This window comes from Streptomyces monashensis (assembly GCF_001866665.1).
Taxonomy (GTDB): domain Bacteria; phylum Actinomycetota; class Actinomycetes; order Streptomycetales; family Streptomycetaceae; genus Streptomyces; species Streptomyces monashensis.
Genome location: NZ_MLYO01000040.1, coordinates 28,151 through 53,225 on the forward strand (window position 1 = coordinate 28,151; position 25,075 = coordinate 53,225).

The window sequence follows — 25,075 nt, forward strand, 5'->3', positions numbered from 1 at the left end:
TCCGTGGCGTCGCGGGAGACGAGGGCACGTGCGGGACGACCGACGGATGCTCCGACCCCCAGTGCACGTGAGGAGACGCGATGTCCGATGCCGCAGCGCCGGTCCGGCCGGTCCTGGAACCCGCGGCCGCGCAGTTCGCGAAGGCCACAGCCGATCCGCCGTACCTGTTCGAGCTGCCGCCCGCGGACGGCCGCAAGGCGCTCGACGAGCTGCAGTCCGGCGACATCCGGAAGCCTGCCGTCGACGAGGAGTGGATCACCGTCTCCGGCGGCCCCACGGGCAGCGTGCGGGCACGGATCGTCAGGGCCGCCGGGGCCGAGGGCGCGCTCCCGGTGATCCTCTACATCCACGGCGCGGGCTGGGTCTTCGGCAATGCCCACACCCATGACCGGCTGGTGCGCGAACTGGCTGTCGGAGCGGATGCCGCGGTCGTCTTTCCCGAGTACGACCTCTCGCCCGAGGCCCGCTACCCGGTCGCCGTCGAGCAGAGCCACACCCTCGCCCAGTGGGTCGTCGAACAGGGCGCCACCAAGGACCTGGACGGAACGCGGCTGGCCGTGGCCGGGGACTCCGTCGGCGGGAACATGGCGGCCGCCCTGACCATGATGGCCAAGGAGCGGGGCGGTCCCGCGCTGGTCCAGCAGGTGCTGTTCTACCCGGTCACCGACGCGTCCTTCGACACCGCGTCCTATGGCCAGTTCGCCACGGGTTACTACCTGCGCCGCGATGCCATGCAGTGGTTCTGGGACCAGTACACGACCGACAGGGAGGAGCGCTCACGGATCACCGCCTCGCCACTGCGTGCCACCGCCGATCAGCTGTCGGGTCTGCCCCCGGCTCTGGTCGTGACCGCCGAGGCGGACGTGCTGCGTGACGAGGGCGAGGCCTACGGCAACAAGCTGCGGGCGGCGGGGGTACCGGTCACGGCGGTGCGGTTCCAGGGCATCATCCACGACTTCGTGATGCTCGACGCCCTGCGCGGCACCCATGCCGCGGGCGCGGCCGTCGACCTGGCGAACCGCACCCTGCGCGCCGCCCTGCACACCGTCTGAGGCAGCCGGTACGGCGGTGTGCCGGCGGCGGTCCGCTCCCCCGGAGACCGCCGCCGGCCGTTTGGCGCCGACTGCCTTCTCACCGCTCGGCTGAAGGCGAATTCGGCGGTGGCACCGTGTCCGTCGACGCCGACGCCGAATTCAAGGAACTCGGTTCTCTCGTGCTTTACCCTCGCCCGTCCACATTAACGGTCGCTCTCATGAAGAAATGATTCCGCGACCATATTTCATACTGGACGACTCATTCCGAAGGGGTTCGCCGGTCGCCCGCCACCGGTCCGTGTGTCCGTGCTCCCGGTCAGGTCGAGGTCCGTTCACCGCCAGCGTGCCCCGTGCCGCACCCGTGAAATGGAGACATGACCTCACCAGCACCCCTGAACGGCAAGAAGGCACTCGTGACCGGCGGCAGCCGGGGCATCGGCGCGGCGGCGGCACGGCGACTGGCGCGGGAGGGCGCGGACGTGGCCGTGACCTATGTCCACGGGAAGGAGGCGGCGGAGGAGGTGGTGCGGGCCGTCGAGGCACACGGGCGGCGGGCGGTGGCGCTGTGCGCGGATGCCGCGGACGCGCAGGAGGCGGCGGGCGCGGTGCACGGTGCGGCGGAGGCGCTCGAAGGCCTGGACGTGCTGGTGAACAACGCGGCCCTCGGGCTGATGCAGCCGCTGGAGAACATGTCGCTCGACGACGTGGACCGGCTCATCGCCGTCAACATCCGCGGGGTGTTCCTCGCCTCCCAGGCCGCTGCCGCGCTCATGGCGCCCGGCGGGCGGATCATCACCGTCGGCAGCTGTATCACCGCGCGCGTGCCCGGCCCCGGAGCCACCCTGTACGCGATGAGCAAGTCGGCCGTCGTGGGGCTGACGAAGGCGCTGGCCCGGGAGTTGAGCGGGCGCGGGATCACGGCTCACGTCGTCCACCCGGGTCCCATCGACACCGACATGAACCCCGCCGCCGGTCCCTTCGCGTCCGACCAGGCGGCCATGACCGCGTTCGGCCGCTACGGCACGGCCGAAGAGGTGGCGTCCGCGATCGCCTACCTCGCGCGACCGGAAGCGATGTACATGACGGGCACGGAACTGTCGGTGGACGGCGGATACGCGGCATGAGCGGGCGGGGTGCGGCGGCCCGCTGCCCGCCGCGCCCCGCTTCGGCCGCGGGCGCCGAAGCCCTGGACACCGACGCCGCGGGCGCCGACCGATGTCTCAGGCCCGACCGAGCTGTGTCGTGCCGCGCCGGCTCGGGACCAGGCCGAACCCCGCCCCCAGCGAGACCAGGCCCATGCCCACCGCGGCCATGACGCCCTGTGCGCCGTCCACCGCGACCGCGCGGAGCGCGGCGACGGCGCCGTTGAAGAGGAAGAGGAACCACAGCACCGGCCGTGCGGACAGGAACGACTTCACCGGTTCCCTGCGGGCGATGCGGGAGCCCGTCACGAGGGCGAGGGCGACACCGCCCTAGGTGGCGAGGTTCTTCGCCGTGCCGTCGAGGACGGTCCCGGCGGCCACCGAGTCCGAGAGGCCGGCGAGGACTGAGATCCACAGGGTGGCGGAGGTGAGGAGGGACTTCATGGGGGCGGTGCCTTCCGAGGAGGGATGAGAGCGTCTGGTTCCACGCTCCCTTGACCCGCTCGCGGTTTCGAGGGAGTGCGCTCCCGAACCGGAGGTGTAGCCCGCTCCACCCTGATGGTGTGGTCCGCTCCCCCGCCCGCGCGCCTCCGGGCACCTAGCGTGGTCGGTATGCGGAACGCGATGCGGCAGGCCGGGCGGGCCACGGTCCATCTGGTGCTGGCCGCGGTGGTCTCTTCGTCACGGTGCTGCTGATCACGGCCGTCGGCACCGTGGTGGTGGTCGGGGCCTGGCTGCTGCCCGAGGCGGTGCTGCTGGTCCGGCGCATCGCCGGGGCCGAGCGCGCCATGACGGCGGCGTGGACGGGCCGGGAGATCCCCGAGGCCTACCAGCCTCTCACCGGCCCGCTGCGACGGCGGCTGCGCACCACTGTGCGGGACCCCGGTACACGCACCGATCTGCGCTGGGTGATCGCCTCGTACGGCTACGGCGCACTCGTCCTGCTCGCGCTGCCGCTGTGGCCGGTCGGCCTCGTCGTCGACGGGGTGTGGTGCGGGCTGCTGCGCCGTGCCCCGGTCGTGCTCCCGCTGATCACCCGGCTCGCCGATCTGGAGGCCCGCTGGTCACAGGCCTTGCTGTGGCCCGCTCCGCAGGCGCTGCTGGCCGCCCGCGTGGAGCGGCTGGCCGCCGCCCGTGCCGATGCGATCAACGCCCACGGGGCGGAGCTGCGCCGCATCGATTCGATCTGCACGACGGTGCCCGGGCACGTCTGGTGTCGCTCTCGATGCGGCTCGGGCTCGCCCCGCGCGCCTACGACCAGGATCCCGAGGCCGCCCGCGCGTTCCTGGTCGACGCCCACCACCACGCCCAGAAGGCACTGACCGAGCTGCGGCAGGTCGTGCGGGGCATCCACCCGCCGGTCCTCACCGACCGCGGTCTCGTCGGAGCCGTGCGGGCGCTCGCGGGGAGCAGCGCGCTCGACGTGGCCGTGAGCGTCACGGGCGGGCCGGAGGAAGGGCTGCGGCCCCCGGCGGCGATCGAGGCCGCCGCGTATTTCGCCGTGGCCGAGGCTCTGACCAACGCGGTCAGGCACGGGGGCGGGCGGAGGTTCGGCTGGAGCGTCTGCGCGCCGGGGTGCGAGCGGTGATCAGCGACGACGGTCACGGGGGCGCCGATGAGCGCGCCGGTACGGGCCTGCTCGGCGTCCGCCGCCCGGTGGCCGCGCTCGCCGGCCAGCTGACCGTGTCCAGCCCGGCCGGCGGCCCGACCGTGATCGTGGTGGAGCTTCCGTGTGTCTGGTGACTGCGCTCCCCCCTCGCCCGGTGAGCACCGCGCGGAGGCGACGGCCGTCGCGGAACGCACTTGCTTGAAGCGCACTTGAAGGATCTAGCGTGTGCCTCATGACGGTGATCGACAACAGCCCTGTGAAGTCTCCGGCCGTGGACACCTGTTCCGCGACCGCGTCGGTGCGGCCCCGGCCCGATGGCCGGGGGCGGTACACGATCAGTGAGGTCGCCGCGTTCACCGGGCTGCGTGCCCACACGCTGCGCTGGTACGAGCAGATCGGGCTGATGCGGCAGGTGGAGCGGTCGCACACCGGACAGCGGCGGTTCGACGACCAGGATCTGGAGTGGCTGTCGTGCCTGACCATGCTGCGGCTGACCGGGATGCCGGTCGCCGACATGGTGCACTTCGCGGAGCTGGTCCGGCAGGGCACCCGGACCTTCGGGGAGCGGCAGCGGCTGCTGGAGCGGACCCGGAGTGAAGTCCTCCAGCGGATCGCCGAGTTGCACGACACCCTCACCGTCCTCGACGCCGAGATCGATTCCTACGCGGACGCCCGGCGGGCGTCGGAAGGGGCCTGAGCGCCACATGGGCAACACCATCGAGCAGATCCGCACGGTCGAACTGGGTGCCGGCGGGCCCCTCGTCGGCGTCCAGGGCTTCGGAGCCATGGGCATCAGCGCAGCCTACGGACAGACCGACGACGCGGCGGCCCGTGACACCCTGGAGGCGGCCGTCGAGGCGGGCGTCACGCTCATCGACACCGCCGACATGTACGGGATCGGCGCCAACGAGGAGTTCCTCGCGCCGTTCGTGGCCGCACACCGCGACACCCTCACCGTGGCCACCAAGTTCGGCATCGAGTACCTCGCCGACGACCCCTCCTACCGGGCCATCCGCAACGATCCCGGCTACGTCAGGCAGGCCGCCGAGGCGAGTCTGCGCCGGCTGGGCGTCGATGTCATCGACCTGTACTACATGCACCGTCGCGACCCCGCCGTCCCGCTCGTCGAGTCGGTCGGTGCCATGGCCGAGCTGGTGCGGGAGGGCAAGGTCAGGCACCTCGGGCTGAGCGAGGTCACCGGTGCCGAGCTGCGTGCGGCGCACGCCGTGCACCCGATCACCGCCGTGCAGACGGAGTGGTCGCTGTTCAGCCGGGACGTCGAGCGCAGCGTGGTGGGCGCGGCGGCCGAGCTGGGCGTCGCCTTCGTGCCGTACTCGCCGCTCGGCCGGGGCTTTCTGACCGGGTCCTTCTCGGACGCGGGCAAGGAGTTGTCCGGCGGGGACTTCCGGCGGCTGATGCCCCGGTTCAGCGGTGACAACGCGAAGGCGAACACGGCGCTGCTCGCACCGCTGCACACGATCGCGGCCGAGCGCGGGGCGACGGTCGCGCAGATCGCCCTGGCCTGGGTGCAGCAGCGGGCACAGGTGCACGGTCTGACCGTGGTGCCGATCCCCGGCACCCGCAAGCGCAGCCGCCTGCTGGAGAACGCCGGTGCCACCCGGATCACGCTCGGCGCCGACGAACTGGCGCTGCTGGAGCCGATCGCCGGCCGGGTGGCGGGCGAGCGCTACGCCGACATGTCCCTCACCTCCGCGGCCCGGGAGTCGTAGGAGCCCCAGAGCTCTGTCAGGCCGTGTCGAACAGCCCCGAGGTCCGCACTCCCAGGTGGCGCAGGGCCGCCTCGGCGGCTCCGGCGCCGCACATGCCGTGGGCGCCGGGGCCCGGCGGGGTGGCGGCCGAGCAGAGGAACACGCCGGGCAGGCCGGTGGCGTACGGGTCGAGGGCCGGGCGGGGGCCGAGGAGGAGCTGGGAGGTCGTCTTGGCTCCCGTGATGATGTCGCCGCCGGTGAAGTTGGGGTTGGCGGCGGCGAACCCGGCGGACCGTACGGCCTGTTGGGCCACGACGCGGTCGCGGACACCGGGGGCGAACCGCTCCAGCTGCCGCAGGATCGCGCCGGTGGCGTCACCGTCGTAGCCGTACGGGACATGGGCGTAGGTGTACACGGGGTGGACGTCGCCGGCCGAGCGCGTGGGGTCGGCCAGGTACTGCTGGGCGACCAGGACGAAGGGCCGCTCGGGCATGCGGCCGGCCACGACGTCCTGGAGCGTCCGCGCCACCTCGGCGAGCGGGCCGCCGAGGTGGACGGTGGTGGCCCGGCGCGCGTGCTCGTTCGCCCAGGGCACGCCGCCCTCGACGGCCAGGTCGAGCTTGAAGACGGCGGGCGCGCGACGGAAGCGGTGGTACGCGGCGCGTGTCCGGGGCGGCAGCCGGTCGCCGTAGAGGGCCGCGGCCTGGCCGGGGTCGAGGTCGAGGAGGGTGACGTCGGCGGGCGGGAGTTGGCGCTGGTCGGTGACGCGGACACCGGTGTGGACGGTGCCCCCGTACCGGCGCAGCACGCGCTCCATGCTGTACGCGATGGACTGTGAGCCGCCCTCGGCCACGGCCCAGCCCGCGTCGTGGCCCGCGGTGAGGATGCCGAGTCCGATGGCCGAGGTGAACGGGCGGGACAGCGGGCGCATGGCGTGTGCCGCGACTCCGGCCCACAGGGCCCGCGCCCGCGGGGTGCGGAAGAGGCGGGCGAGGGCGGTGGCGGGCAGGGTGGTCGGGATGCCGAAGCGGGCCAGCAGCAGCGGGTGCGCGGGCAGGTGCGGGAGCGGGCGCAGCACCTCGTGCGCCAGGACGTCCCAGTGCCGCACCGGGGTGGCGAACAGGGCGCGGTAGCGCTCGCCGTCGGGGCCGAGCAGGCGGGCGGTGTCCGGCACGGAGCGCAGCAGCACCCCGCCGCTGCCGTCGTCCAGTGGGTGGACGCAGTCGATCTCCGCCGACCGCCAGCGCAGCCCGTGCTCTTCGAGGCCGAGCGCGCGCAGCGCCGGGGAGCCGGCGGCGGTGGGGTGGACGGCCGAGCAGTGGTCGTGGAGGAGGCCGGGCACAAGGGCCTCGGAGCTGCGGGTGCCGCCGCCGATCTCGTCGGCTGCTTCCAGGACGGTCACATCGAGACCCGCCCTGGCGAGAAAGGCCGCGGCGGCGAGCCCGTTGGGCCCGGCGCCGACGACGACCGCGGACGTCATGCCGCACCCCCGAGGTGTCCCGTGTCGGAAATCCGTCATATCGGCCGGAAACCGTTCGGAAATCAAATGGCCGGGATAATCGTAGCCCGCAGGTGTTTCATGAGGTGCCGAGGGCCGGGGCGCCCGGGGTCGTAGTCCTCGACGTACCATTGCCAGATCGTCACGGAACCTCCCGCGTCACGGGAACCACCCGCGTCACGGGAGGTGCTCACGACTCTCCCTCAGGACTGGGGCCGCTTGCCGTGGTTGGCGGCGTGACCGCGCCGTGCCTTCTTCTTCCTGCGTCGCTTCGAGGACATGGCAACCTCCTGACGATTCGAGCACATCCTTGTTCTCAAAGTTTCGGACGTAGTCCTGACGCTATTCTTTACGACCCTTGCGCCGGGTCTCGCCCGACCTCATCCGGCCCTCGCGCACCTCGCGGTCGACCTCGGCCTGTGCCGCCTCGTACGCCGCCTCGGGGTCCTCCCGGCGCCCGCCGCGCAGACCCGCCTCCCGCCGGTCCTCCCGGGTGCGCTCGGCGAGTTCCGGCTCGTCCGGCCGGCGGGGCAGGCCGCGGCCGTGCCCGGTGTCCGGCTCGCCCTCGACCCGCTTGTTGGACTTGTGGTGATGGTGCGCCATGAGTTCTCCTCCGTCACTTCTCCGTCGCCGCGGAAGCGGCCTGGGCGGCTCCGGATGCCCCGGCGGTCTCGGCCTGGTCCCCGGAGTCGTCGTTCTTCCGCACCGAGCAGTGCAGGGAGTCGTCCACCACGTCGGCGACGATCGTGTTCCCGGGCTCGGCCTCGCCGCTCAGCAGCAGGGTGGCGATGCGGTTGTCGAGTTCCGCCTGGATGGTGCGGCGCAGCGGGCGGGCGCCGAACTCCGGCTGGTGGCCGTGCGCGATGAGGAGTTTCTTCGCGGACTCCGTGACCTCCAGCTTCAGGCCCTGCGCGTGCACCCGGCGCTTGCTCTGGTCCAGCAGATGGTCCACGATCCGGCTCAGGTCGTCCTCGGTCAGGCCGTGGAAGATGATGATGTCGTCGATGCGGTTGAGGAACTCCGGCAGGAACCTGGTCCGCAGGTCCTCCATCAACTCGCCCTTCAGCTCGGACACATCGCCCTTGTGCTCGAGGATGCGGTGCGCGCCGATGTTGGACGTCATGATGACGACGCAGTGCCGGAAGTCGACGGTACGGCCCTGGCCGTCGGTGAGCCGGCCGTCGTCGAGGATCTGCAGCAGGGTGTTGAACACGTCGGGGTGGGCCTTCTCCACCTCGTCGAAGAGCACCACGCTGTACGGCCGGCGGCGCACCTTCTCGGTCAGCTGGCCCGCTTCCTCGTAGCCGACGTACCCGGGCGGAGCGCCGACGAGCCGGGCGACGGTGTGCTTCTCCTGGAACTCGCTCATGTCGAAGCGGATCATGCGGTCCTCTTCGCCGAACAGCAACGCCGCGAGCGTCTTGGCGAGTTCGGTCTTGCCGACGCCGGTGGGGCCGAGGAAGAGGAAGGAGCCCACGGGCCGGTTCGGGTCGCCCATGCCCGCGCGGTTGCGGCGCACGGCCTGCGAGACGGCGGTGACCGCCTCATCCTGGCCGACGATCCGGGCGTGCATCTCCTCCTCCAGCTTGAGGAGTTTCTCCTTCTCGCCGGCGGTGAGCTGGGCGACCGGAATGCCCGTGCGGCGGGAGACGACGTCGGCGATGTCGGCGGCCGTGACGGAGACGACGCCCTCGCGGCGCTCCTCGATCCCGGCGAGTTCGCCCTCCACCCCGGAGATCTCCCGCTTCACCTCGGAGGCCTTCTCGAAGTCCTCGGCGGCGACGGCCTGTTCCAGTTCCCGGCGCAGCTTGGCGATACGGTCCTCGCGGCTGACCACCTCGGTGGAGCGGCTCGCGCTGCGCAGCCGTACCCGGGCGCCGGCCTGGTCCATGACGTCGATGGCCTTGTCGGGCAGGAAACGGTCGGTGATGTAGCGGTCGGACATCTCGGCGGCGGCCGCCAGTGCCGCGTCGTCGAAACGGACCTGGTGGTGGGCCTCGTAGGAGTCGCGCAGCCCCTCGAGGATCTGCACGGTCTCCTCGACGCCAGGCTCGGGCACCATCACGGGCTGGAACCGGCGTTCCAACGCCGCGTCCTTCTCGACGTACTTGCGGTACTCGTCGATGGTCGTGGCGCCCACCACGTGCAGTTCGCCGCGGGCGAGTGCGGGCTTGAGCATGTTGCCCGCGTCCATGGATCCCTCGCCGGTGGCTCCGGCGCCGACAACGGTGTGGAGTTCGTCGATGAACAGGATGATCTGGCCCTTGGCGGCCTGTACGTCCTCGATGACCTTCTTCAGCCGCTCCTCGAACTGACCCCGGTACTGTGCTCCCGCGACCATGCCCGACAGGTCGAGGGAGACGACCCGCTTGTCCTTCAGGGTGTCCGGGACCTCGCCCGCCACGATGCGCTGCGCCAGGCCCTCCACGATGGCGGTCTTGCCGACGCCGGGTTCGCCGATGAGGACGGGGTTGTTCTTGGATCGCCGGGACAGGACCTCCACGGTCTGCTCGATCTCCTCGGCGCGGCCCACCACCGGATCGAGCCTGCCCGCCTTGGCCTCCTCCGTCAGGTCCCGGCCGAACTCGTCCAGCGTCGTGGCCGGCTGCTTGCGCTCGGCGGACACCGAGTCGGCCCGGGCGGCCTGCTCGGCGAGGCCCGACAGCTTCTCCGTGTCCATGCCCTCGGCTCGCAGCAGCTTGGCGGCACCACTGCCGTCGTCCCCCAGCAGGGCGCTGAGGATGTGCTCCGGACCGATGTACGACACCCCGGCCGCCTGTGACTGTGCGTAGGCGGCACCGAGGGTGCGCTTGGCCGCCGGGGTGAGGCCCGGCTGCGCGGACGGCTCGCCGGACTCGCGCGGCAGGATCCTGGCGATCTCGGCCGCGAGCGTGTCGGGATCGACGCCCAGCTGGGACAGCAGCCGCCGGGACGGATCGACCTTCGTGGCGGCCCACAGGAGGTGTTCGGTGTCGAGGTCGGTGGTGCCGTCCTCGACGGCCCGCCTCGCGGCCAGGTTGAGCAGTTCCTGGGACGCCTCGGTCAGCAGTCGTCCGATGGGCACGCGCTGCACGGCGGGCGGCGACGACGCCGGCGACATCCCGAAGAACCGGTCGAACAACTCGCTGAACGGATCCGACGAACCGAAGGGCGCACCGAACGACATCGACATGAGAACTCCTGAGCGCGGCGAAACAGTGATCCGCGGGGGTCGTACGCGATCCGGGGTCAGTACTCACTGAACCCCTCCGCACACGGCACCGCAAACGGAGCAGCCGGTGCGGAGCGCTCGGCCGCGGACGTCAGGGTCCGGCGGTCTCCGCAGCGGCCGGGAGGTCGTCGAGGAAGCCGACGCTCGGCACGTGGAAGAGGCAGCCCGTGACCGGGACGGAGAAGTCGAGAAGCCTGTCGTGCTGTCCCGGCTCGCGGCCGAGGAACATGTTCCGCAGCATGTCCTCGGTCACGTCCGGGGTGCGGGAGTAGCCGATGAAATAGGTGCCGAACTCGCCGGTCCCGATGGTGCCGAAGGGCATGTTCTCGCGCACGATCCTGCGTTCGTCGCCGTTCTCGTCGGTGATGGTGTTGAGGGCGACATGGGAATCGGCGGGCTTCACGTCGTCGGGGAGTTCCACGTTCGCCAGTTTGGTGCGCCCGATCACCAGGTCCTGTTCCTCGGCCGACAGGGCGTTCCAGGCCGTCATGTCGTGCAGATACTTCTGCACGATCACATAGCTGCCACCGGTGAATTCCGGGTCCTCGTCGCCGATGAACACGGCGTCGTGCGCGACCCTCCCCTCCGGGTTCTCGCTGCCGTCGACGAAGCCGAGCAGATCGCGTTCGTCGAAGAACTTGAAGCCGTGCACCTCGTCCACCACGGTGGCCGCTCCCTGAAGGCGCTCCCCGAGCAGCCGGGCGAGTTCGAAGCACAGGTCCATCCGGTGGGAGCGGACGTGGAAGAGGAGGTCACCGGGGGTGCCGAGGGCCCGATGGCGCGGGCCTTCCAGGTCCACGAAGGGGTGCAGTTGCCGTGGCCGGGGCCCGCTGAAGAGCCGGTCCCAGGCGTGCGAGCCGATGCCGACGACACAGCTGAGCTGCTCGGCGGGCGCGCGGAACGCCACCGAGCGGCGCAGGCCCGAGACGTCCTCCAGCAGGTCACGGACGGTGCCCTCGCCGCCCGGCAGGAGGGTGACGACGAGGAAGACGGCGGCCCTGGCCGGCGGGACGACGACGGGCTGCGACTCGACCACGGGCGTGTGCCTCCTCAGCGGATACTGCGCCACGAACCGCTCGCCGGATCCCTCGTGCACCGGGGCATCGCGGCCGGCTCCTTCGCACCAGCATGGCGCCGCCCGTCCGGCTCGGCAGTTCGGCGGCCGGACGGGGACTGGCATTCCGGTCGGCCGTCGGGTACACCCGTCCCGTGCTCTTTCGTCAGCTCGAATACCTCGTCGCGCTCTCCCGCGAGCGGCATTTCGCCCGCGCCGCCCAGGCCTGCTACGTGTCCCAGCCCGCCCTGTCGGAGGCGCTGCGCAAGCTGGAGGAGGAACTCGACGTGCCCCTGGTGCGGCGCGGCCGCAAGTACGAGGGGCTCACTCCGGAGGGAGAGCGCATCGTCGTATGGGCGCAGCGGATCCTGGCCGACCGCGACGCGCTCAAGGACGAGGTCGACGCGCTGCGCGGTGGTCTGACCGGCCGGATGCGGATCGGTTCGGTGCCGACCGCGTCCGCCGCCGTAGCCCATCTGACCGGCCCGTTCTGCGCGGCGCACCCGCTGGTCACGGTGGAGGTCAGCGCGGACATGCAGTCGGTGGACATCCTGCGGCAGTTGCGGAACTTCGAGCTCGACGCGGCCGTCACCTATCTGCGCGCGGACGTGTCGGAGCAGTTCTTCCACACGGTGCCGCTCTACCAGGAGCGCTACGTCCTGCTGCTCTCGGGCGCCGAAGACCTGGAGCGGCGTACGACGGCCACGTGGGAGCGGGCGGCGCGGTTGCCGCTGTGTCTGCTGAACCAGGGCATGCAGGGGCGCCGGGTGCTGGACGAAGTGTTCGCGCAGGCCGGGACACAGGCCTCGCCCCGGCTGGAGACCGATTCCGTGGCGGCTCTGTTCGCACATGTCAGGACGGGGCGGTGGGCGAGCATCGTGGCGCAGGCATGGCTGCATGTGTTCGGTGTGCCGCCCGGCATGCGGGCGGTGCCGCTGGTCGAGCCGGCCACCTCGGTGCCCGTGGGGCTGGTGGTGGCCGCCCGGGAGCCGGAGTCGGTCATGGCCCGGGCCCTGACGGACATCGCCCGCACGACCGACGTGGCCACGGCCCTGGATCGCATCCCCGGGGAGCCGGGCCGCTGAGCCCTCCCGGCGGTCAGCCGGCCGGCCGGGACGCGAGGCGCTCGGCGCCGGTGTAGACGTTCATCGAGGTGCCGCGCAGGAAGCCGACCAGGGTCAGCCCGCTCTCGGCGGCCAGGTCCACGGCCAGCGAGGACGGCGCGGAGACGGCGGCGAGCAGCGGGATCCCCGCCAGCACCGCCTTCTGCACCAGTTCGAACGAGGCGCGCCCGCTGACCATGAGCACGGTTTCCCGCAGCGGCAGCAGGCCGGAGCGCAGGGCGTGTCCGACGACCTTGTCCACGGCGTTGTGCCGGCCCACGTCCTCGCGCAGGCACAGCAGCTCGCCGTCGGCCGTGAACAGGCCCGCCGCGTGCAGTCCGCCGGTGCTGTCGAACACCCGCTGGGCCGCCCGCAGCCGCTCGGGCAGCGTGGCGAGCAGCTCCGGGCCCACGCTCAGCGGGTCCTCGGCCACGGACCATCTGCGCACCATGCGCACCGCGTCGAGGCTGGCCTTGCCGCACAGCCCGCACGAGGAGGTGGTGTAGAAGTTCCGCTCCAGCGATGCGGCGGGCAGGGCCACGCCGGGGGCGAGGGCCACGTCGACCACGTTGTAGGTGTTGCCGCCGTCCGCCGTGGCGCCCGCGCAGTAGCGGATCCCGGTCACGTCAGCGGCGGCGTGGACGACGCCCTCGCCGGCCAGGAATCCGGCGGCGAGGTCGAAGTCGTCGCCGGGGGTGCGCATGGTCACGGTGAGCGGGCGGCCGCCGACCCGGATCTCCATCGGTTCCTCGGCGGCCAGGGTGTCGGGGCGGTGCGAGGGTACTCCGTCCCGGATGCGCAGCACCCGCCGCCGTGCGGTCACCCGTCCCATGACGCCGCTCCGCGCGCGGGCTCCAGGCGGACCAACACCCCTTTGGACGTGGGGGTGTTGCTGATGTCCGCGACGCTGTCCAGCGGCACCAGGACATTGGTCTCGGGGTAGTAGGAGGCGGCCGAGCCGCGGCTGGCGGGGTAGGCGACGACCCGGAAGTCCGCTGCCCGGCGCTCACGCCCGTCGTGCCAGACCGCGACCAGGTCCACCAGGTCGCGGTCGGCGAACCCGAGGTCCCGGAGGTCGTCGGGGTTGACGAGTACGACGCGGCGGGCGTTGTGGATGCCCCGGTAGCGGTCGTTCATCGCGTACGGGACGGTGTTCCACTGGTCGTGCGAGCGCAGCGTCTGGAGCAGCAGGTGCCCCTCGGGGATGTCGGGCATCGTGAAGTCGTTGCGGGTGAAGACGGCCTTGCCGCTCGGGGTGCGGAAGACGTGCTGGTTGACCGGGTTGGGCAGCCGGAAGCCGCCGGGCTCTGCCACGCGGGCGTTGAAGTCCTGGAAGCCGGGGACGACGCGGGAGATGCGGTCGCGGACGGTGCCGTAGTCCGCCTCGAAGTCCTCCCAGGGGATGGCCGGTGTGTCGCCGAGGGTCCTGCGGGCCAGCCGGCTGATGATCGCGACCTCGCTGAGCAGGTGCGGGGAGGCAGGGGGCAGCTTGCCGCGGGAGGCGTGCACCTCGCTCATGGAGTCCTCGACGGTGACGAACTGCTCCCCGGCCGCCTGCACGTCCCGGTCGCTGCGGCCGAGGGTGGGCAGGATGAGGGCGGTGTCACCGCAGACCGTGTGGGAGCGGTTGAGCTTGGTGGAGATGTGCGCGGTGAGCCGGCAGCCGCGCATCGCCTCCTCGGTGACGTCGCTGTCCGGGGTGGCCCGGACGAAGTTGCCGGCGACGCCGAGGAACACCGTGGCGGTGCCGTCGCGCATGGCCCGGATGCCGTCGACCGAGTCCAGTCCGTGCTTCGTGGGCGGGGTGAAGCCGAACTCGCGCTCCAGGGCGTCGAGGAACGGCTGGGGCATGCGCTCCCAGATGCCCATGGTGCGGTCGCCCTGGACGTTGCTGTGCCCGCGCACGGGGCACACACCCGCGCCCGGCCGTCCGACGTTGCCGCGCAGCAGAAGGAAGTTGACGACTTCGCGGATGGTCGGGACGCCGTGCTTGTGCTGGGTGAGTCCCATCGCCCAGCAGACGATGATCTTTCCGCTGCGCAGCACCTGTTCGTGGACGGCCTCGATCTCCTCGCGGCTCAGCCCGGTCGCGGCGAGGACGTCCTCCCACGCGATCTTCCGGGCGTGGTCGGCGAAGTCCGTGAAGCCGGTGGTGTGGGCGCTGATGAAGGCGTGGTCGAGGACGGTGCCCGGGCGCTCGTCCTCGGCCTCCAGCAGCAGTCGGTTGAGCGCCTGGAACAGGGCGAGGTCGCCACCGGGGCGGATCTGGAGGAACCGGTCGGCGATCGCGGTGCCCCGGCCGATCACCCCGCGGGCCTTCTGGGGGTGCTTGAAGCGGAGCAGTCCGGCCTCGGGCAGCGGGTTGACCGCGATGACCTTGCCGCCGCCCCGCTTGGTCTCCTCCAGCGCGGACAGCATGCGCGGATGGTTGGTGCCCGGGTTCTGTCCGACGACGAAGACCAGGTCGGCGGTGTGGATGTCGTCCAGCGAGACACTGCCCTTGCCGATGCCGAGGGTCTCCATCAGGGCGGACCCGCTCGACTCGTGGCACATGTTGGAGCAGTCCGGCAGGTTGTTGGTGCCATAGGCGCGGGCGAACAGCTGCAGCAGGAAGGCGGCCTCGTTGCCCACCCGGCCGGAGGTGTAGAAGAGGGCCTCGTCCGGGGAGTCGAGCCGGCGCAGTTCCGCGGCGAGCACCTCCAACGCCTCGTCCCAGCCGACGGGTTCGTAGTGCTCGGCGCCGGGCCGCTTGATCATGGGCTCGGTGAGCCGGCCCTGCTGGTTGAGCCAGTAGTCCGACTTCGCGCCCAGTTCGGCGATCGAGTGCTCGCGGAAGAAGTCGGCGGTGACGCGGCGCGTGGTGGCCTCGTCGTTGATGTGCTTCGCACCGTTCTCGCAGTACTCGTTGAGGTGCCGCTTGCCCGCCGCGGGCTCGGGCCAGGCGCAGCCCGGGCAGTCGGTTCCCCTGGCCTGGTTGATGTTCAGCAGGGTCAGCGCGGTGCGGCGTACGGAGGTCTGCTCCAGGGAGTACGTCAGCGCGTGCGTCACCGCCGGGACACCGGTGGCCCAGCGCTTGGGCGGGGTGACCGACAGGTCGTCTACGGGGTCCTCGATGCCGCTCATGATCCGGCAGCATCCGCCTCGTCACGCGGCGAAGTCAAAGAGGTGTTTTCGATGAGCCGATAAGCAGGGGTTATCACATAGGCGGGACCTGTCGGCCGACAAACAGCCCCTCTTTGACTTCGCCGGATGCCTGATCAACGATGACCGGCATGAGGGCATCCCGGACGGACACGGCCGACGGCACGGCACCGCACGGAGCGGCATCGCGCGCCACCGCACCGCATGGGGCCCCTGCCGCGCCGGGCGCGCGGCGGGTCGGCCGGGACTGGGAGCGGGCCCGCGCGATCGCCGGGTCCTGTGCCGGCCGGCCGCTGCCCGCGGGCCCCCGCTCCCTCGCCGACGCCCTCGGCCACGCACTGGCGGAACCGCTCCTCGCGCTCACCGATCTGCCGTCGTTCGACACCGCCGCGATGGACGGCTGGGCCGTGGCCGGACCGGGCCCGTGGCGACTGGGCGGCGCGGGGCTCCTCGCCGGCGAGGAGCCCGGACCGCTCGGCCGGGACACCGCCGTCCCCATCGCGACCGGCGCCCCGGTGCCGCCCGGCGCCACCGCCGTGCTGCGCCGCGAGCACGGCGAGGCGGACCCCGCGCGGGACCTGCTCTACGACCGCTCCCCCGGTCCGGTGTGCGAGGGGCAGGACATCCGGCCGCGCGGCCAGGAGTGCCGTTCCGGCGAGCCGCTGCTGCCCGCCGGCACCACCGTGACCGAACGTGTGCTGGGCCTCGCGGCGGCGGCCGGATACGACCGGCTGACCGTGCACCGCCGCCCCAGCGTGGAACTCCTCGTCCTCGGCGACGAGTTGCTCGACCGGGGCGTGCCGCGCGGCGGGCGGGTCCGGGACGCGCTCGGCCCGCTGCTGCCGCCGTGGCTGCGGGGCCGCGGCGCCGAGCTGATCGGCCATCGCCGGGTGCCGGACGACCCCGGCCCGCTGGGTGAGGCCGTGCGCAGCTCGCCCGCCGACGTCGTCATCACCACCGGGAGCACCGCGGCGGGCCCCGTGGACTTCCTGCACGACACGCTCCGGTCGGTGGGCGCCCGGCTGCTGATCGACTCCGTTGCGGTGCGACCGGGCCATCCGATGCTGCTCGCCGAGCTGCCCGCGACCTCGGACGGCCGGGCGCGCCGGCTGGTCGGGCTGCCGGGTAACCCGCTGGCCGCGGTGGCCGGCCTGGTCACGCTCGCCGAACCGCTGCTGCGCCGGCTCGGCGGCCGTCGCGAGGCCGGTCCGGTCCGGCTGACGGCGACCGCCGCCCTGCCGGGACATCCGCACGACACCCGGCTGCTGCCGGTGTTCACGTCCGGCCAGGGGGTGGCGCCGCTGCCGTTCGACGGCCCGGCGATGCTCCGGGGCCTCGCCCTGGCGGACGCCCTCGCAGTGGTCCCACCGGGCGGTGTCACGGCCGGCGCCGCCGTGGACGTACTGGAGCTGCCCGGCCGGTGAGCCGGTGGCGTCCCGGTGCGGCCCAGCCCGTGTCGTACGGCAGCTCCGTGCCGTACGGCGGCTCGCGCTCGGCGGCCCGTGCTCGGCGGCACTAGCGTGGGGGCATGCGTCACGAGGTGACCGATGCCGACACCGCGGCCGCGGTGGGCAGTGGTGATGTGCCCGTGCTGGCGACGCCGCGGCTGATCGCCTGGCTGGAGGCGGCCACCGTGCGGGCCGCCGCGCCCTTCACCGCGACCGGTCAGACCACCGTCGGCACCGAGGTCTGGGTCCGGCATGTGCGGCCCACCCGGGTGGGCGGCCGGGTGGAGGTGAGCGCCCGGCCGCTGCCCTCCGCGACGGACCGGCGGCTGACCTTCCTGGTACGGGCCGTCGACGGCGCGGGCCTGCTCGTCGCGACGGGCGAGATCGACCGGGCGGTCGTGGACCGGCAGCGCTTCCTCGCGCAGACACCCGACCGGCGGCGGAGCGCTGACCGGCACGGTTCACACCGGCGTGTGGCCCTCCAGGTACGTCCGCACGACCGCCGGGAGGTCGGCGTCGGCGGTCTCGGCGAGCGAGGCCCAGCGCAGTCGGTCCGGCGCGAGACGGGCACCGTCGGACGGGGACTCGCTCAGCAACTGGCACACCACGGCCGTGGCGCCGTCCTGCGGGGTCAGGCTCTCGGTGCCGTCGACGAGGTAGCCGGTGAGTTCGTAGACGACGCGCGCCGCGGTGGCCTCGGCCGGCTCGGCCGGCTCGGGAGTGCCGGACGGCAGTCTCCAGCCCTCGCCGCGCTCCGCCAGCAGCAGCCGTCCGTCGTACAGGACGACGGCCTGCACCACGCCTTCGGCGGGCTCCAGCGTCATGACCGACCAACCCCTCCCCCGGCACGCTCGGCCGGGTTCTCCTCCCTTACCCAGGGCCGGGCACCCGCACGCCGCGCCGGTCAGTACAGCACCGGCAGGTCCCCGGGCCGGACCCGCACCGTCACCGGCAAGGTGGCTTCGACCTCGCCGTCGGCGCCGTAGTAGACGGGCCGGGTCGCCTCGATGCGCAGTTCCCGGCCGCGCAGGACGCGCACCTCGGGGCGGCCGACGTGGCCGCCGGTCTTCAGCTCGTTCATGAGGGCGAAGAACAGCCGGCGGGGCGCCTCGCGGATCATCACGATGTCCAGCAGCCCGTCGTCGACCCGGGCGCCGGGGGCGATCAGCCGACCGGAGCCGTAGTAGGGCGAGTTGGCGGCCACGACGGTGTACCCGCGGTGGGTGTGCTCCTCGCCGTCGACGGTGACGCGGTAGTCGGCCGCGCGCCAGCCGGTGACGGCGCGCAGGCCGCCCGCGTAGTAGGAGGCGGAGCCGCGCAGCAGCCGGGCGTGGTTGGCGTGCCGGTTGGCCACGGCGTCGACTCCGGCGTACACGCTGCCGAGGACGACGGTGCGCTCGTGGACGGCCGACTCCACCTCGACGGTGTCGACCGGCCGGGGCTCGGAGTGCAGCAGGATGCCGGCGAGGGCGGCGGGGTCGGAGGGCAGGTCCAGGGCGCGGGCGAAGTCGTTGCCGCGGCCCGCGGGCACCAGGCCGAGGACGGCCCCCGTGCCGCTCAGCGCGCCGCCGATGCCGCCGGCGATGCCGTCGCCGCCGACGGCCAGGACGATCCGGCCGCGCTCACCGGCCCGGCGCGCGAGGTCCTGGGCGTGGGCGAGGCTGTGGCTGTACTCCGTCTCCAGTTCGGCACCGGCCTCACGCAGCAGCCGGGCCAGGGGCAGCAGGGTCGCCGCCCCGGTGGAGCCGCCCGCGGTGGGGTTGACGACGGCGGTGAACTGTCGCATCGGATGTGCCTCCGGGGCGGTGACGGTCGCGCTGAGGGGACGGTGGGGTGGGCGGCGGGGCCGGGTCAGTCGGTCAGGGCGTGGCCGGGCAGCAGGACGCCGGGGTTGAGCAGGCCCTCGGGGTCGAGGCGGCGCTTGACCGCGCGCAGGGCCGAGATGCCGAGCGGTCCGGCCTCGCGGACGTACCAGTCGCGGTGGTCGGTGCCGACGCCGTGGTGGTGGGAGATGGTACCGCCGGCGGCGAGCACGGCCTCGTTGGCCGCGTGCTTGGCGGGTTCCCAGTGGGCGACCGGGTCCTCGCCCTGGGCGCTGACGACCGTGAAGTACAGCGAGGCGCCGTTCTCGTACACGTGGGAGATGTGGCACATCACCAGGGGCGGGGTGCCGGCCGCGGTGAGGGTGTCGGTGAGCGCGGTGCGCACGGCGGTGTAGAGGTCGGGGATACGGGACCAGAACGCCGCGGTCTCCAGGGTCTCCGCGAAGGCGCCGACGTCGAGCAGCGCGTCGCGCAGGTACGGCGCCGAGAAGCGGCCGTGGGCCCAGCGCTCGCCGGGCTCGGTGCCGGCCAGAGTGCCGCCGCAGGCGGTGAGGACGGCGGCGGCCTGCTCCCGGCGCAGCGCGGTGTCCTCGGGCGTGCCCTCGTAGCCCGCGATGGCGAGGCAGCCTGCCGTGCTCTGGCTCAGGTCGCCGCCGATGGACTCGGGTTGGGCCAGGCCGATGAAGGTTTCGGTCTCGTCGGACAGGCGCAGCACGGTCGGCCGGGGTCCGTCCTGGGCGAGCGTGCGCAGCGCGGCGGCCCCCTCCGCGAAGGAGGCGAACCGCCAGCCCTCGTAGACGCACACCTCGGGCCGGGGGCGGACGCGGACGGTGACGGAGGTGATGACGCCGAAGGCGCCCTCGGAACCGAGGATCAGCTGGCGCAGGTCGGGTCCGGCGGCGGAGCGCGGGGCACGGCCGGTCTCGATGGTGCCCTCGGGGGTGGCGAGGGTCAGGCCGAGGACCATCTCGTCGAAGCGGCCGTAGCCGGCGGAGGCCTGGCCGCTGGAGCGGGCCGCGGCGAAGCCGCCGATGGTGGCCCACTCGAAGGACTGCGGGAAGTGGCCGAGGGTGAAGCCCTGTTCGGCGAGCAGCGCCTCGGCCTCGGGGGCGCGCAGGCCGGGCTGGAGGACAGCGGTGCGCGAGACGGGGTCGAGGTCGAGCAGGGCGTCCATGCGGCGCAGGTCCAGGGCGATGAACGCGCTGCGCCTCGGGGCGAGTCCGCCGACGACCGAGGTGCCGCCGCCGAAGGGGACGACGGCGAGGCCGTGTGCGCCGCAGGCGCGCAGCACGGCGAGGACCTCGTCGTGCGAGCCGGGCAGGACGACGGCCTGCGGGACGTCCGTGAGGTCCGCGGCGCGGATGCGCAACAGGTCGGGCGTGGACTTGCCGCGGGTGTGCCGGATGCGGCTCTCGTCGTCGGTGCGGACGTGCTCCGTGCCGCCGGCGGCCTCGGCGAGCGCCGTGAGCGCGGCGGGCGAGGCCGTGGTGGCGGGCACCCGGATGTCGTCGAGCGAGAGGGCGGGGGTGGTGCGGGGCTTGACGCCGAGGAGGTCGCGCAGCAGGCCGGTCACCGAGTCGGGCAGGGGTGCCGCCTTGGCCGGGTCGCCCCAGCCGTTCCACAGCATGTCCATTGAAGGGTCGTCCTCACAGGTCGGTGTGCTCGGTTCGGTGCTCGGTGTGCTCGGTCCGCGCGACGGCCCGGCGGCCGTTGCCCGGGAGGGTCTTCTCCTGCCGGACCCTCAGGGCGTTACACTGTGACACATGACGCCTATTCGTCACAACGGTTCGGACAACGATCACGTGCTCGACGCGGTACGCGACTGCGTGCTGGCCGTCGGAGTCCGCCGCACCACCCTCGCCGACGTGGCCCGCCGCGCCGGTGTCTCCCGGATGACGCTGTACCGGCGCTGGCCGGACCTGCGGACCCTGGTGGGCGACCTGATGACCCGGGAGTGGATCGACGTCGCCACCCGTGCCATCCCCGAGGCCGCGGACGGCACGGACACGCGCACCCGGATCGTGGACGGGCTGGTGGCGGGCGTCGAGGCGTTCCGGGCCCATCCGCTGTTCCGCAAGATCGTCGACGTCGATCCCGAACTGCTGCTGCCGTATGTGCTCGACCGGCGCGGAGCGAGCCAGGAGGCCCTGCTCGTGCTGCTGGCCGACGCGCTGCGCGAGGGCCACGCGGACGGCTCCGTGCGCCGCGGCCATGTCGAACGGCAGTCCCGTGCGCTGCTGTTGACCGTGCAGTCCTTCACCCTGTCCCTGCGCACGATGACCGACGAGGACGATCCGGAGCTGGACTCCGCCGCGTTCCTCGGCGAGTTGCGCACCCTCCTGGAGAGGATCCTCACGCCATGAGCCACACCAGGACCGACGCCGGCTCGTCGCTCGACGCATCACGACGGGCCCGGGAACTGGACGAGGCCGCGGACGGCAGGGTGGTGGACGTCCTGGTCGTCGGGCTCGGCGCCACCGGTGCCGGAGTCGCGCTGGACGCGGCGGCCCGCGGCCTGGACGTGGTCGCGGTGGACGCGCACGACCTGGCCTTCGGCACCTCCCGCTGGAGCTCGAAGCTCATCCACGGCGGGCTGCGCTACCTGGCCTCCGCGCAGTTCGACGTCGCGCACGAGAGCGCCGTCGAGCGCGGGGTGCTGATGACGCGTACGGCCCCGCACCTGGTGTCGGCGCAGCCGTTCGTCCTGCCGCTGACCCCGCTGGTGTCCCGTGCCCAGGCCTCGCTGGCGTGGGCCGGGCTGCGCGCCGGGGACGTACTGCGCCTCGCCGCCCGCACCCCGCGCCAGGTCCTGCCCGCCCCGCGCCGGCTCACCGCGACGGAGGCCCGGCATCTCGCGCCCTCGGTCCGCCCGGCCGGGCTGCGCGGCGGGCTGCTGTCCTGGGACGGCAAGGTGACCGACGACGCCCGGCTGGTCACGGCGCTCGCGCGGACGGCCGCCGCGCACGGGGCCCGGGTGCTGACCCGGGCCCGGGCGCTGGAGCTGACCGGTGCGGGCGCCCGCATCCGCGACGAACTGACCGGCGAGGAGGGCGAGATCAGGGCCCGCGCCGTCATCAACGCGAGCGGGGTGTGGGCGGGCGACCTCGTCGAGGGCATCCGGATCCGCCCGTCCCGCGGCACCCATCTCGTCCTGCGCTCGGAGCGGCTCGGCGCGCTGCCGGCCGGCCTGCACATCCCGATCCCCGGCGAGACCAACCGCTTCGTGCTGGTCCTGCCCCAGGGTGACGGCCGGGTGTACGTCGGCCTCACCGACGAGCCCGTCGAGGGAGACATCCCGGACGTCCCGGAGGTACCCGAGACCGACATCGGTTTCCTGCTGGACGTCCTGGGGTCGGCCCTGGACACGCCGGTCACCCGGGACGAGGTCGTCGGCGCCTTCGCCGGGCTGCGTCCCCTGCTGGACACCTCCGGCCAGGACGGCCGGGACGGGGAAGCGGCCCGCACCTCCGACATCTCCCGACGGCACGCGGTGCTGACCTCCCCGGACGGCGTGACGACGATCGTCGGCGGCAAGCTCACCACCTACCGGCGGATGGCACAGGACGCCGTGGACGCCGCGACCGCAGCCCGGGGTCTGCCCGCCGCCCCCTCGCGCACCGCCGCGCTGCCCCTGGTCGGCGCCGCCTCGCCCGCGCGGCTGCGTGCCCTGCCCGCGCCGCTCCGGCTGGTCCGCCGCTACGGCACCGAGGCCGAGGCCGTCCAGGCCCTCATGACCCGGGACCCCGCGCTGGCCGAGCCGGTGCTGCCCGGCCACCCGGTCACCCGGGCCGAACTCGTGTGGGCGGCCCGGCACGAGGGCGCGCTGGACGAGTCCGACCTGCTGGACCGGCGCACCCGCATCGGCCTGGTCCCGGGGGACCGCGCCGAGGCGCTCGGCGTGGCGCGCGACGTGCTGGCGCAGGCGGCGGCCGTGCGGTCCTGACACTCCGGCCCGCCCGGGACGGGCCCGGAGCGGGGCGCGGGTATCGGCGCCGACGCGCTCGCGGTGACACGGCGGTGCCGATGCCGAGGTCGGCCGTACGGCCGGAACCGGCGGTCGGCGGCCGGGCGTCACGGGATGGGTCACAGCAGACGGCGGATGTCACCGCGGACACGGTAGAAGCCGCCGGCCGCCGGGTGCAGGGCGTCCACGACGTAGCGGGCGCCCGGTTCCCGTATCGCGCGCGGGAACTGGACGTTCCAGGAGGTGTCGTAGCCCTCGGACACCACGTGCACCCGCATCCGGCCGCCCTGCTGGACGCACTCGACCACGACCGATCCGACGGGAGCCCGGTCCACGGTGGACACCGCGGCCACGGCCGTCGCGGGCTGGTAGGTCGGCAGGGCGGCGGCGAGCTTGACGTCCCGCGCCACCGGCACCGTGCCCTGCTGGGCCGCGGAGATGGCCGCCTCGCTCGCGTCGACGCACACCAGTGAACCGTCGGTGGTCACCAGGTACAGGCGCTCGTCGCGGTACTGCATCGACAGCGCCGAGCCGCTGCCCGTGCCGAGCTTCCACAGCCGGGTGCCGTCCTGGTCGAAGCAGTAGACGGACGAGACGGCGTCCCCGGCGAAGACGAACCGGCCGCCCGGCGAGGTGGCGCAGGAGTAGACCGCGCCGTCACAGGCGTACGTCGCCTCGATCCGGCCCGTGGCCTTCGACAGCCGCTGGACCACGTGGTGACCGGTGCCCGCGTAGACGGCGTCGTCCTCCTGCCAGCCGAACAGCACGCTGCCCCGGGTGGCCGTGTGCCACAACTCGCCGCCGCCGTCCGGCGCGTAGGCGGTGACGCCCCGGTGGTGGCCGTGGTAGACGGCCCGGTCGTCGGCGCGGACCATCCAGGCGTGCTCGCCCTGGCTGCGGCGGGACCACTGGTGTTCGTCCTCGTGGTCGATGACGGTGAGCCGGCCCGCACGGTCCGAGACGTTCAGCACGCCCTCATGGATGTCCAGCCAGAAGATGTCGACGTCGGCGGCGATGTCGTAGGCGGCGAACGGGAGCTTGGAGGACAGGTCGTAGACCTTGCCGTCGTCGCAGCCGGCGTAGATCCAGAAGTCGTCGGCGACCAGGCACTTCACGCCGTCCGGCAGACCGAACCGGGCGAGGACGGCGCCCTCGTGGTCCAGGGTGTAGACGTCTCCCGCCTGGTTGCCCACCCAGCAGCGGTCGTCGTCGACATGGATGCCGAACGCGGACGAGCCGGTGCGAAAGCGCCACAGCACGGGGGCCGCCGCGCGGGCGGTCGACGGGGCGGAGGCGACCTGACGCCGGGTCACCGCGCGGGGGGCGCGCTGCCCCTGGACGGCGGGGGCGTATCCCTTGCGGGCCTTCTCCCCCACCTTCTTGGCGGCGGCCGCCCTGGCCTTGTCCGCGGTCGGGAACGTCGTCGTCTGGGTCTGTCCGGCCGCGCCGATCCTGCCGTACCGCACCGTCACCACCAGGCCGTCGACGGTCACTTCGTAGAACTTGTGGGCGCCGCCGCCCTCCTGCGACAGCTCCAGATACGTCGTCGACACCGCGGACGCCGTGGACATGGCAGACCCCTCCCCAGGACGGACCCGCGGCCGTTCCCGCAGGTCCTCACTGATCACACCGTAGAGGCCGCCACTGACAACGGGCCGCCGCCTAGCCCGCCGCCTCCCCGTCCGACGTCAACGCGCCCATCCCGCCCATCAGTTGGCGCAGGCAGTCCAGCGCGAGGGAGGCCGGGGAGCCCTCGCCCGTGACGCCCGCCTCCGTGTCGGCCCAGGTCTCCAGGGCGATGCGGATCGCGTCCGTGGCCGCCGCGGCGGCCAGGCGTACCTGCACCGCCTCCAGACGCCCGTCCGCGAGGCGGGCGACGACCGGTACGAGACGCTCCTCGGACTCCTGGTTGACGCGGTACCAGACCGCGCGCAGCGCGGGATCGTCGGCGGCGGCGCGCAGCAGCCCCCGGGTCCGCAGCAACGCCCGGGCGGCGTCCTCGTCGGGTGCCGCCAGCGATTGCTCCATCGCGGCCTCCAGCGCCCGGGACAGCCCGGTGCCCGGTTCGGCCGCCTCCAGCAGTGCCCGCCACCGGTCGGCGCCGGCGGCGAGCAGCGGGCTCACCGCGTCCTGCTTGGAGCGGAAGTACCGGTAGAAGGTCCGCAGCGCGACCCCCGCGTGCCGGGCGATCTCCTCGGCCGTCGTCGCGTGCGGGCCCTGGGCGGCGAAGAGCTCGGCCGCGGCGTGCGCGATCTCGAGCTGGGTGGCGGCCTTGCGGCGCTCGGTCAGGGAGGCGGGCGGCGCACTGCTCGCCCCGGACGGCTTGGTGCTCACCCCAG

General features: G+C 73.2%; 21 protein-coding genes and 2 pseudogenes. 10 read left to right on the top strand and 13 right to left on the bottom strand.

Features of this window, described 5'->3' with window-relative positions; genetic code table 11:
* Positions 1–80 precede the first annotated feature (80 nt).
* Complete coding sequence (locus BIV23_RS24250; RefSeq protein ID WP_071383052.1) at positions 81–1,052, top strand: alpha/beta hydrolase; 972 nt, start codon at positions 81–83, stop codon at positions 1,050–1,052.
* Positions 1,053–1,408: 356 nt separating this feature from the next.
* The gene (locus tag BIV23_RS24255) at positions 1,409–2,158 is read left to right on the top strand and encodes an SDR family oxidoreductase (protein ID WP_071383053.1); all 750 of its coding nucleotides are present in this window, start codon (positions 1,409–1,411) and stop codon (positions 2,156–2,158) included.
* Between the two features lie 96 nt (positions 2,159–2,254).
* On the opposite strand, the gene BIV23_RS24260 is transcribed toward BIV23_RS24255, so the two are convergent.
* Positions 2,255–2,485: a hypothetical protein gene (locus BIV23_RS24260; protein ID WP_245790614.1), complete on the bottom strand. Its 231-nt coding sequence runs from the start codon at positions 2,483–2,485 to the stop codon at positions 2,255–2,257.
* 303 nt (positions 2,486–2,788) lie between these two features.
* Between BIV23_RS24260 and BIV23_RS24265 the strand changes: the two are divergent.
* The 3 genes and pseudogenes from BIV23_RS24265 (at position 2,789) to BIV23_RS24275 (ending at position 5,515) form a co-directional block, all read left to right on the top strand.
* Positions 2,789–3,919 (top strand): annotated as a pseudogene (locus BIV23_RS24265) (sensor histidine kinase).
* 98 nt (positions 3,920–4,017) lie between these two features.
* Positions 4,018–4,482: a MerR family transcriptional regulator gene (locus tag BIV23_RS24270; protein ID WP_071383054.1), complete on the top strand. Its 465-nt coding sequence runs from the start codon at positions 4,018–4,020 to the stop codon at positions 4,480–4,482.
* A gap of 7 nt (positions 4,483–4,489) precedes the next feature.
* Positions 4,490–5,515, top strand: coding sequence for an aldo/keto reductase (locus BIV23_RS24275; protein ID WP_071383055.1), 1,026 nt, complete (start codon positions 4,490–4,492; stop codon positions 5,513–5,515).
* Between the two features lie 16 nt (positions 5,516–5,531).
* Here BIV23_RS24275 and BIV23_RS24280 read toward each other — a convergent pair whose 3' ends face one another.
* The 5 genes from BIV23_RS24280 to BIV23_RS24295 all read right to left on the bottom strand — a co-directional run bounded on the left by BIV23_RS24280 (position 5,532) and on the right by BIV23_RS24295 (position 11,239).
* On the bottom strand, positions 5,532–6,974 hold the full coding sequence (locus tag BIV23_RS24280; protein WP_071383056.1) for a phytoene desaturase family protein: 1,443 nt from the start codon (positions 6,972–6,974) through the stop codon (positions 5,532–5,534).
* 221 nt (positions 6,975–7,195) lie between these two features.
* Positions 7,196–7,300, bottom strand: a complete 105-nt coding sequence (locus BIV23_RS54260; RefSeq protein WP_483883312.1) for a hypothetical protein — start codon at positions 7,298–7,300, stop codon at positions 7,196–7,198.
* A gap of 34 nt (positions 7,301–7,334) precedes the next feature.
* The gene (locus BIV23_RS24285; RefSeq protein WP_071383057.1) at positions 7,335–7,595 is read right to left on the bottom strand and encodes a hypothetical protein; all 261 of its coding nucleotides are present in this window, start codon (positions 7,593–7,595) and stop codon (positions 7,335–7,337) included.
* Positions 7,596–7,608: 13 nt separating this feature from the next.
* Positions 7,609–10,164 carry an ATP-dependent Clp protease ATP-binding subunit gene (locus tag BIV23_RS24290; protein WP_071383058.1) on the bottom strand — a complete coding sequence of 852 codons (2,556 nt, stop codon included), beginning with the start codon at positions 10,162–10,164 and terminating at the stop codon, positions 7,609–7,611.
* Between the two features lie 130 nt (positions 10,165–10,294).
* On the bottom strand, positions 10,295–11,239 hold the full coding sequence (locus tag BIV23_RS24295) for a Dyp-type peroxidase (protein WP_071383116.1): 945 nt from the start codon (positions 11,237–11,239) through the stop codon (positions 10,295–10,297).
* Between the two features lie 173 nt (positions 11,240–11,412).
* On the opposite strand from BIV23_RS24295, the gene BIV23_RS24300 reads away from it, so the two are divergent.
* On the top strand, positions 11,413–12,342 hold the full coding sequence (locus BIV23_RS24300; RefSeq protein WP_071383059.1) for a LysR family transcriptional regulator: 930 nt from the start codon (positions 11,413–11,415) through the stop codon (positions 12,340–12,342).
* Between the two features lie 13 nt (positions 12,343–12,355).
* Here the strand turns inward: BIV23_RS24300 and fdhD are convergent, their stop codons facing one another.
* Both fdhD and BIV23_RS24310 read right to left on the bottom strand, forming a co-directional pair.
* On the bottom strand, positions 12,356–13,192 hold the full coding sequence (gene fdhD, locus BIV23_RS24305; protein ID WP_071383060.1) for a formate dehydrogenase accessory sulfurtransferase FdhD: 837 nt from the start codon (positions 13,190–13,192) through the stop codon (positions 12,356–12,358).
* On the bottom strand, positions 13,180–15,483 hold the full coding sequence (locus BIV23_RS24310) for an FdhF/YdeP family oxidoreductase (protein WP_071383061.1): 2,304 nt from the start codon (positions 15,481–15,483) through the stop codon (positions 13,180–13,182). The genes fdhD and BIV23_RS24310 overlap by 13 nt, the downstream gene beginning before the upstream one ends.
* Positions 15,484–15,632: 149 nt before the next feature.
* Between BIV23_RS24310 and BIV23_RS24315 the strand changes: the two genes are divergently transcribed.
* On the top strand, positions 15,633–16,925 hold the full coding sequence (locus BIV23_RS24315) for a molybdopterin molybdotransferase MoeA (protein WP_079173336.1): 1,293 nt from the start codon (positions 15,633–15,635) through the stop codon (positions 16,923–16,925).
* 104 nt (positions 16,926–17,029) lie between these two features.
* Positions 17,030–17,344 (top strand): annotated as a pseudogene (locus BIV23_RS54000) (thioesterase family protein); the annotation flags it as partial.
* Between the two features lie 66 nt (positions 17,345–17,410).
* Here BIV23_RS54000 and BIV23_RS24320 read toward each other — a convergent pair.
* The 3 genes from BIV23_RS24320 to BIV23_RS24330 all read right to left on the bottom strand — a co-directional run bounded on the left by BIV23_RS24320 (position 17,411) and on the right by BIV23_RS24330 (position 20,405).
* Entirely contained in the window at positions 17,411–17,773 is a 363-nt protein-coding gene (locus BIV23_RS24320; RefSeq protein WP_071383062.1) for an NUDIX domain-containing protein, read from the bottom strand.
* A gap of 80 nt (positions 17,774–17,853) precedes the next feature.
* A complete protein-coding gene (locus BIV23_RS24325; protein ID WP_071383063.1) occupies positions 17,854–18,735 on the bottom strand; it encodes a diacylglycerol kinase family protein in 882 nt (293 codons plus the stop codon).
* 65 nt (positions 18,736–18,800) lie between these two features.
* Entirely contained in the window at positions 18,801–20,405 is a 1,605-nt protein-coding gene (locus BIV23_RS24330; protein WP_071383064.1) for an FAD-binding oxidoreductase, read from the bottom strand.
* Positions 20,406–20,535: 130 nt separating this feature from the next.
* On the opposite strand from BIV23_RS24330, the gene BIV23_RS24335 reads away from it, so the two are divergent.
* Entirely contained in the window at positions 20,536–21,135 is a 600-nt protein-coding gene (locus tag BIV23_RS24335; RefSeq protein WP_071383065.1) for a TetR/AcrR family transcriptional regulator, read from the top strand.
* The gene (locus BIV23_RS24340) at positions 21,132–22,715 is read left to right on the top strand and encodes a glycerol-3-phosphate dehydrogenase/oxidase (RefSeq protein WP_071383066.1); all 1,584 of its coding nucleotides are present in this window, start codon (positions 21,132–21,134) and stop codon (positions 22,713–22,715) included. Before BIV23_RS24335 ends, BIV23_RS24340 begins: the two co-directional genes overlap by 4 nt.
* A gap of 140 nt (positions 22,716–22,855) precedes the next feature.
* Here BIV23_RS24340 and BIV23_RS24345 read toward each other — a convergent pair whose 3' ends face one another.
* The gene (locus tag BIV23_RS24345) at positions 22,856–24,307 is read right to left on the bottom strand and encodes a WGR domain-containing protein (RefSeq protein WP_071383067.1); all 1,452 of its coding nucleotides are present in this window, start codon (positions 24,305–24,307) and stop codon (positions 22,856–22,858) included.
* A 91-nt stretch (positions 24,308–24,398) separates the two neighbouring features.
* On the bottom strand, positions 24,399–25,070 hold the full coding sequence (locus BIV23_RS24350; protein ID WP_071383068.1) for a TetR/AcrR family transcriptional regulator: 672 nt from the start codon (positions 25,068–25,070) through the stop codon (positions 24,399–24,401).
* Between the last annotated feature and the right edge of the window lie 5 nt (positions 25,071–25,075).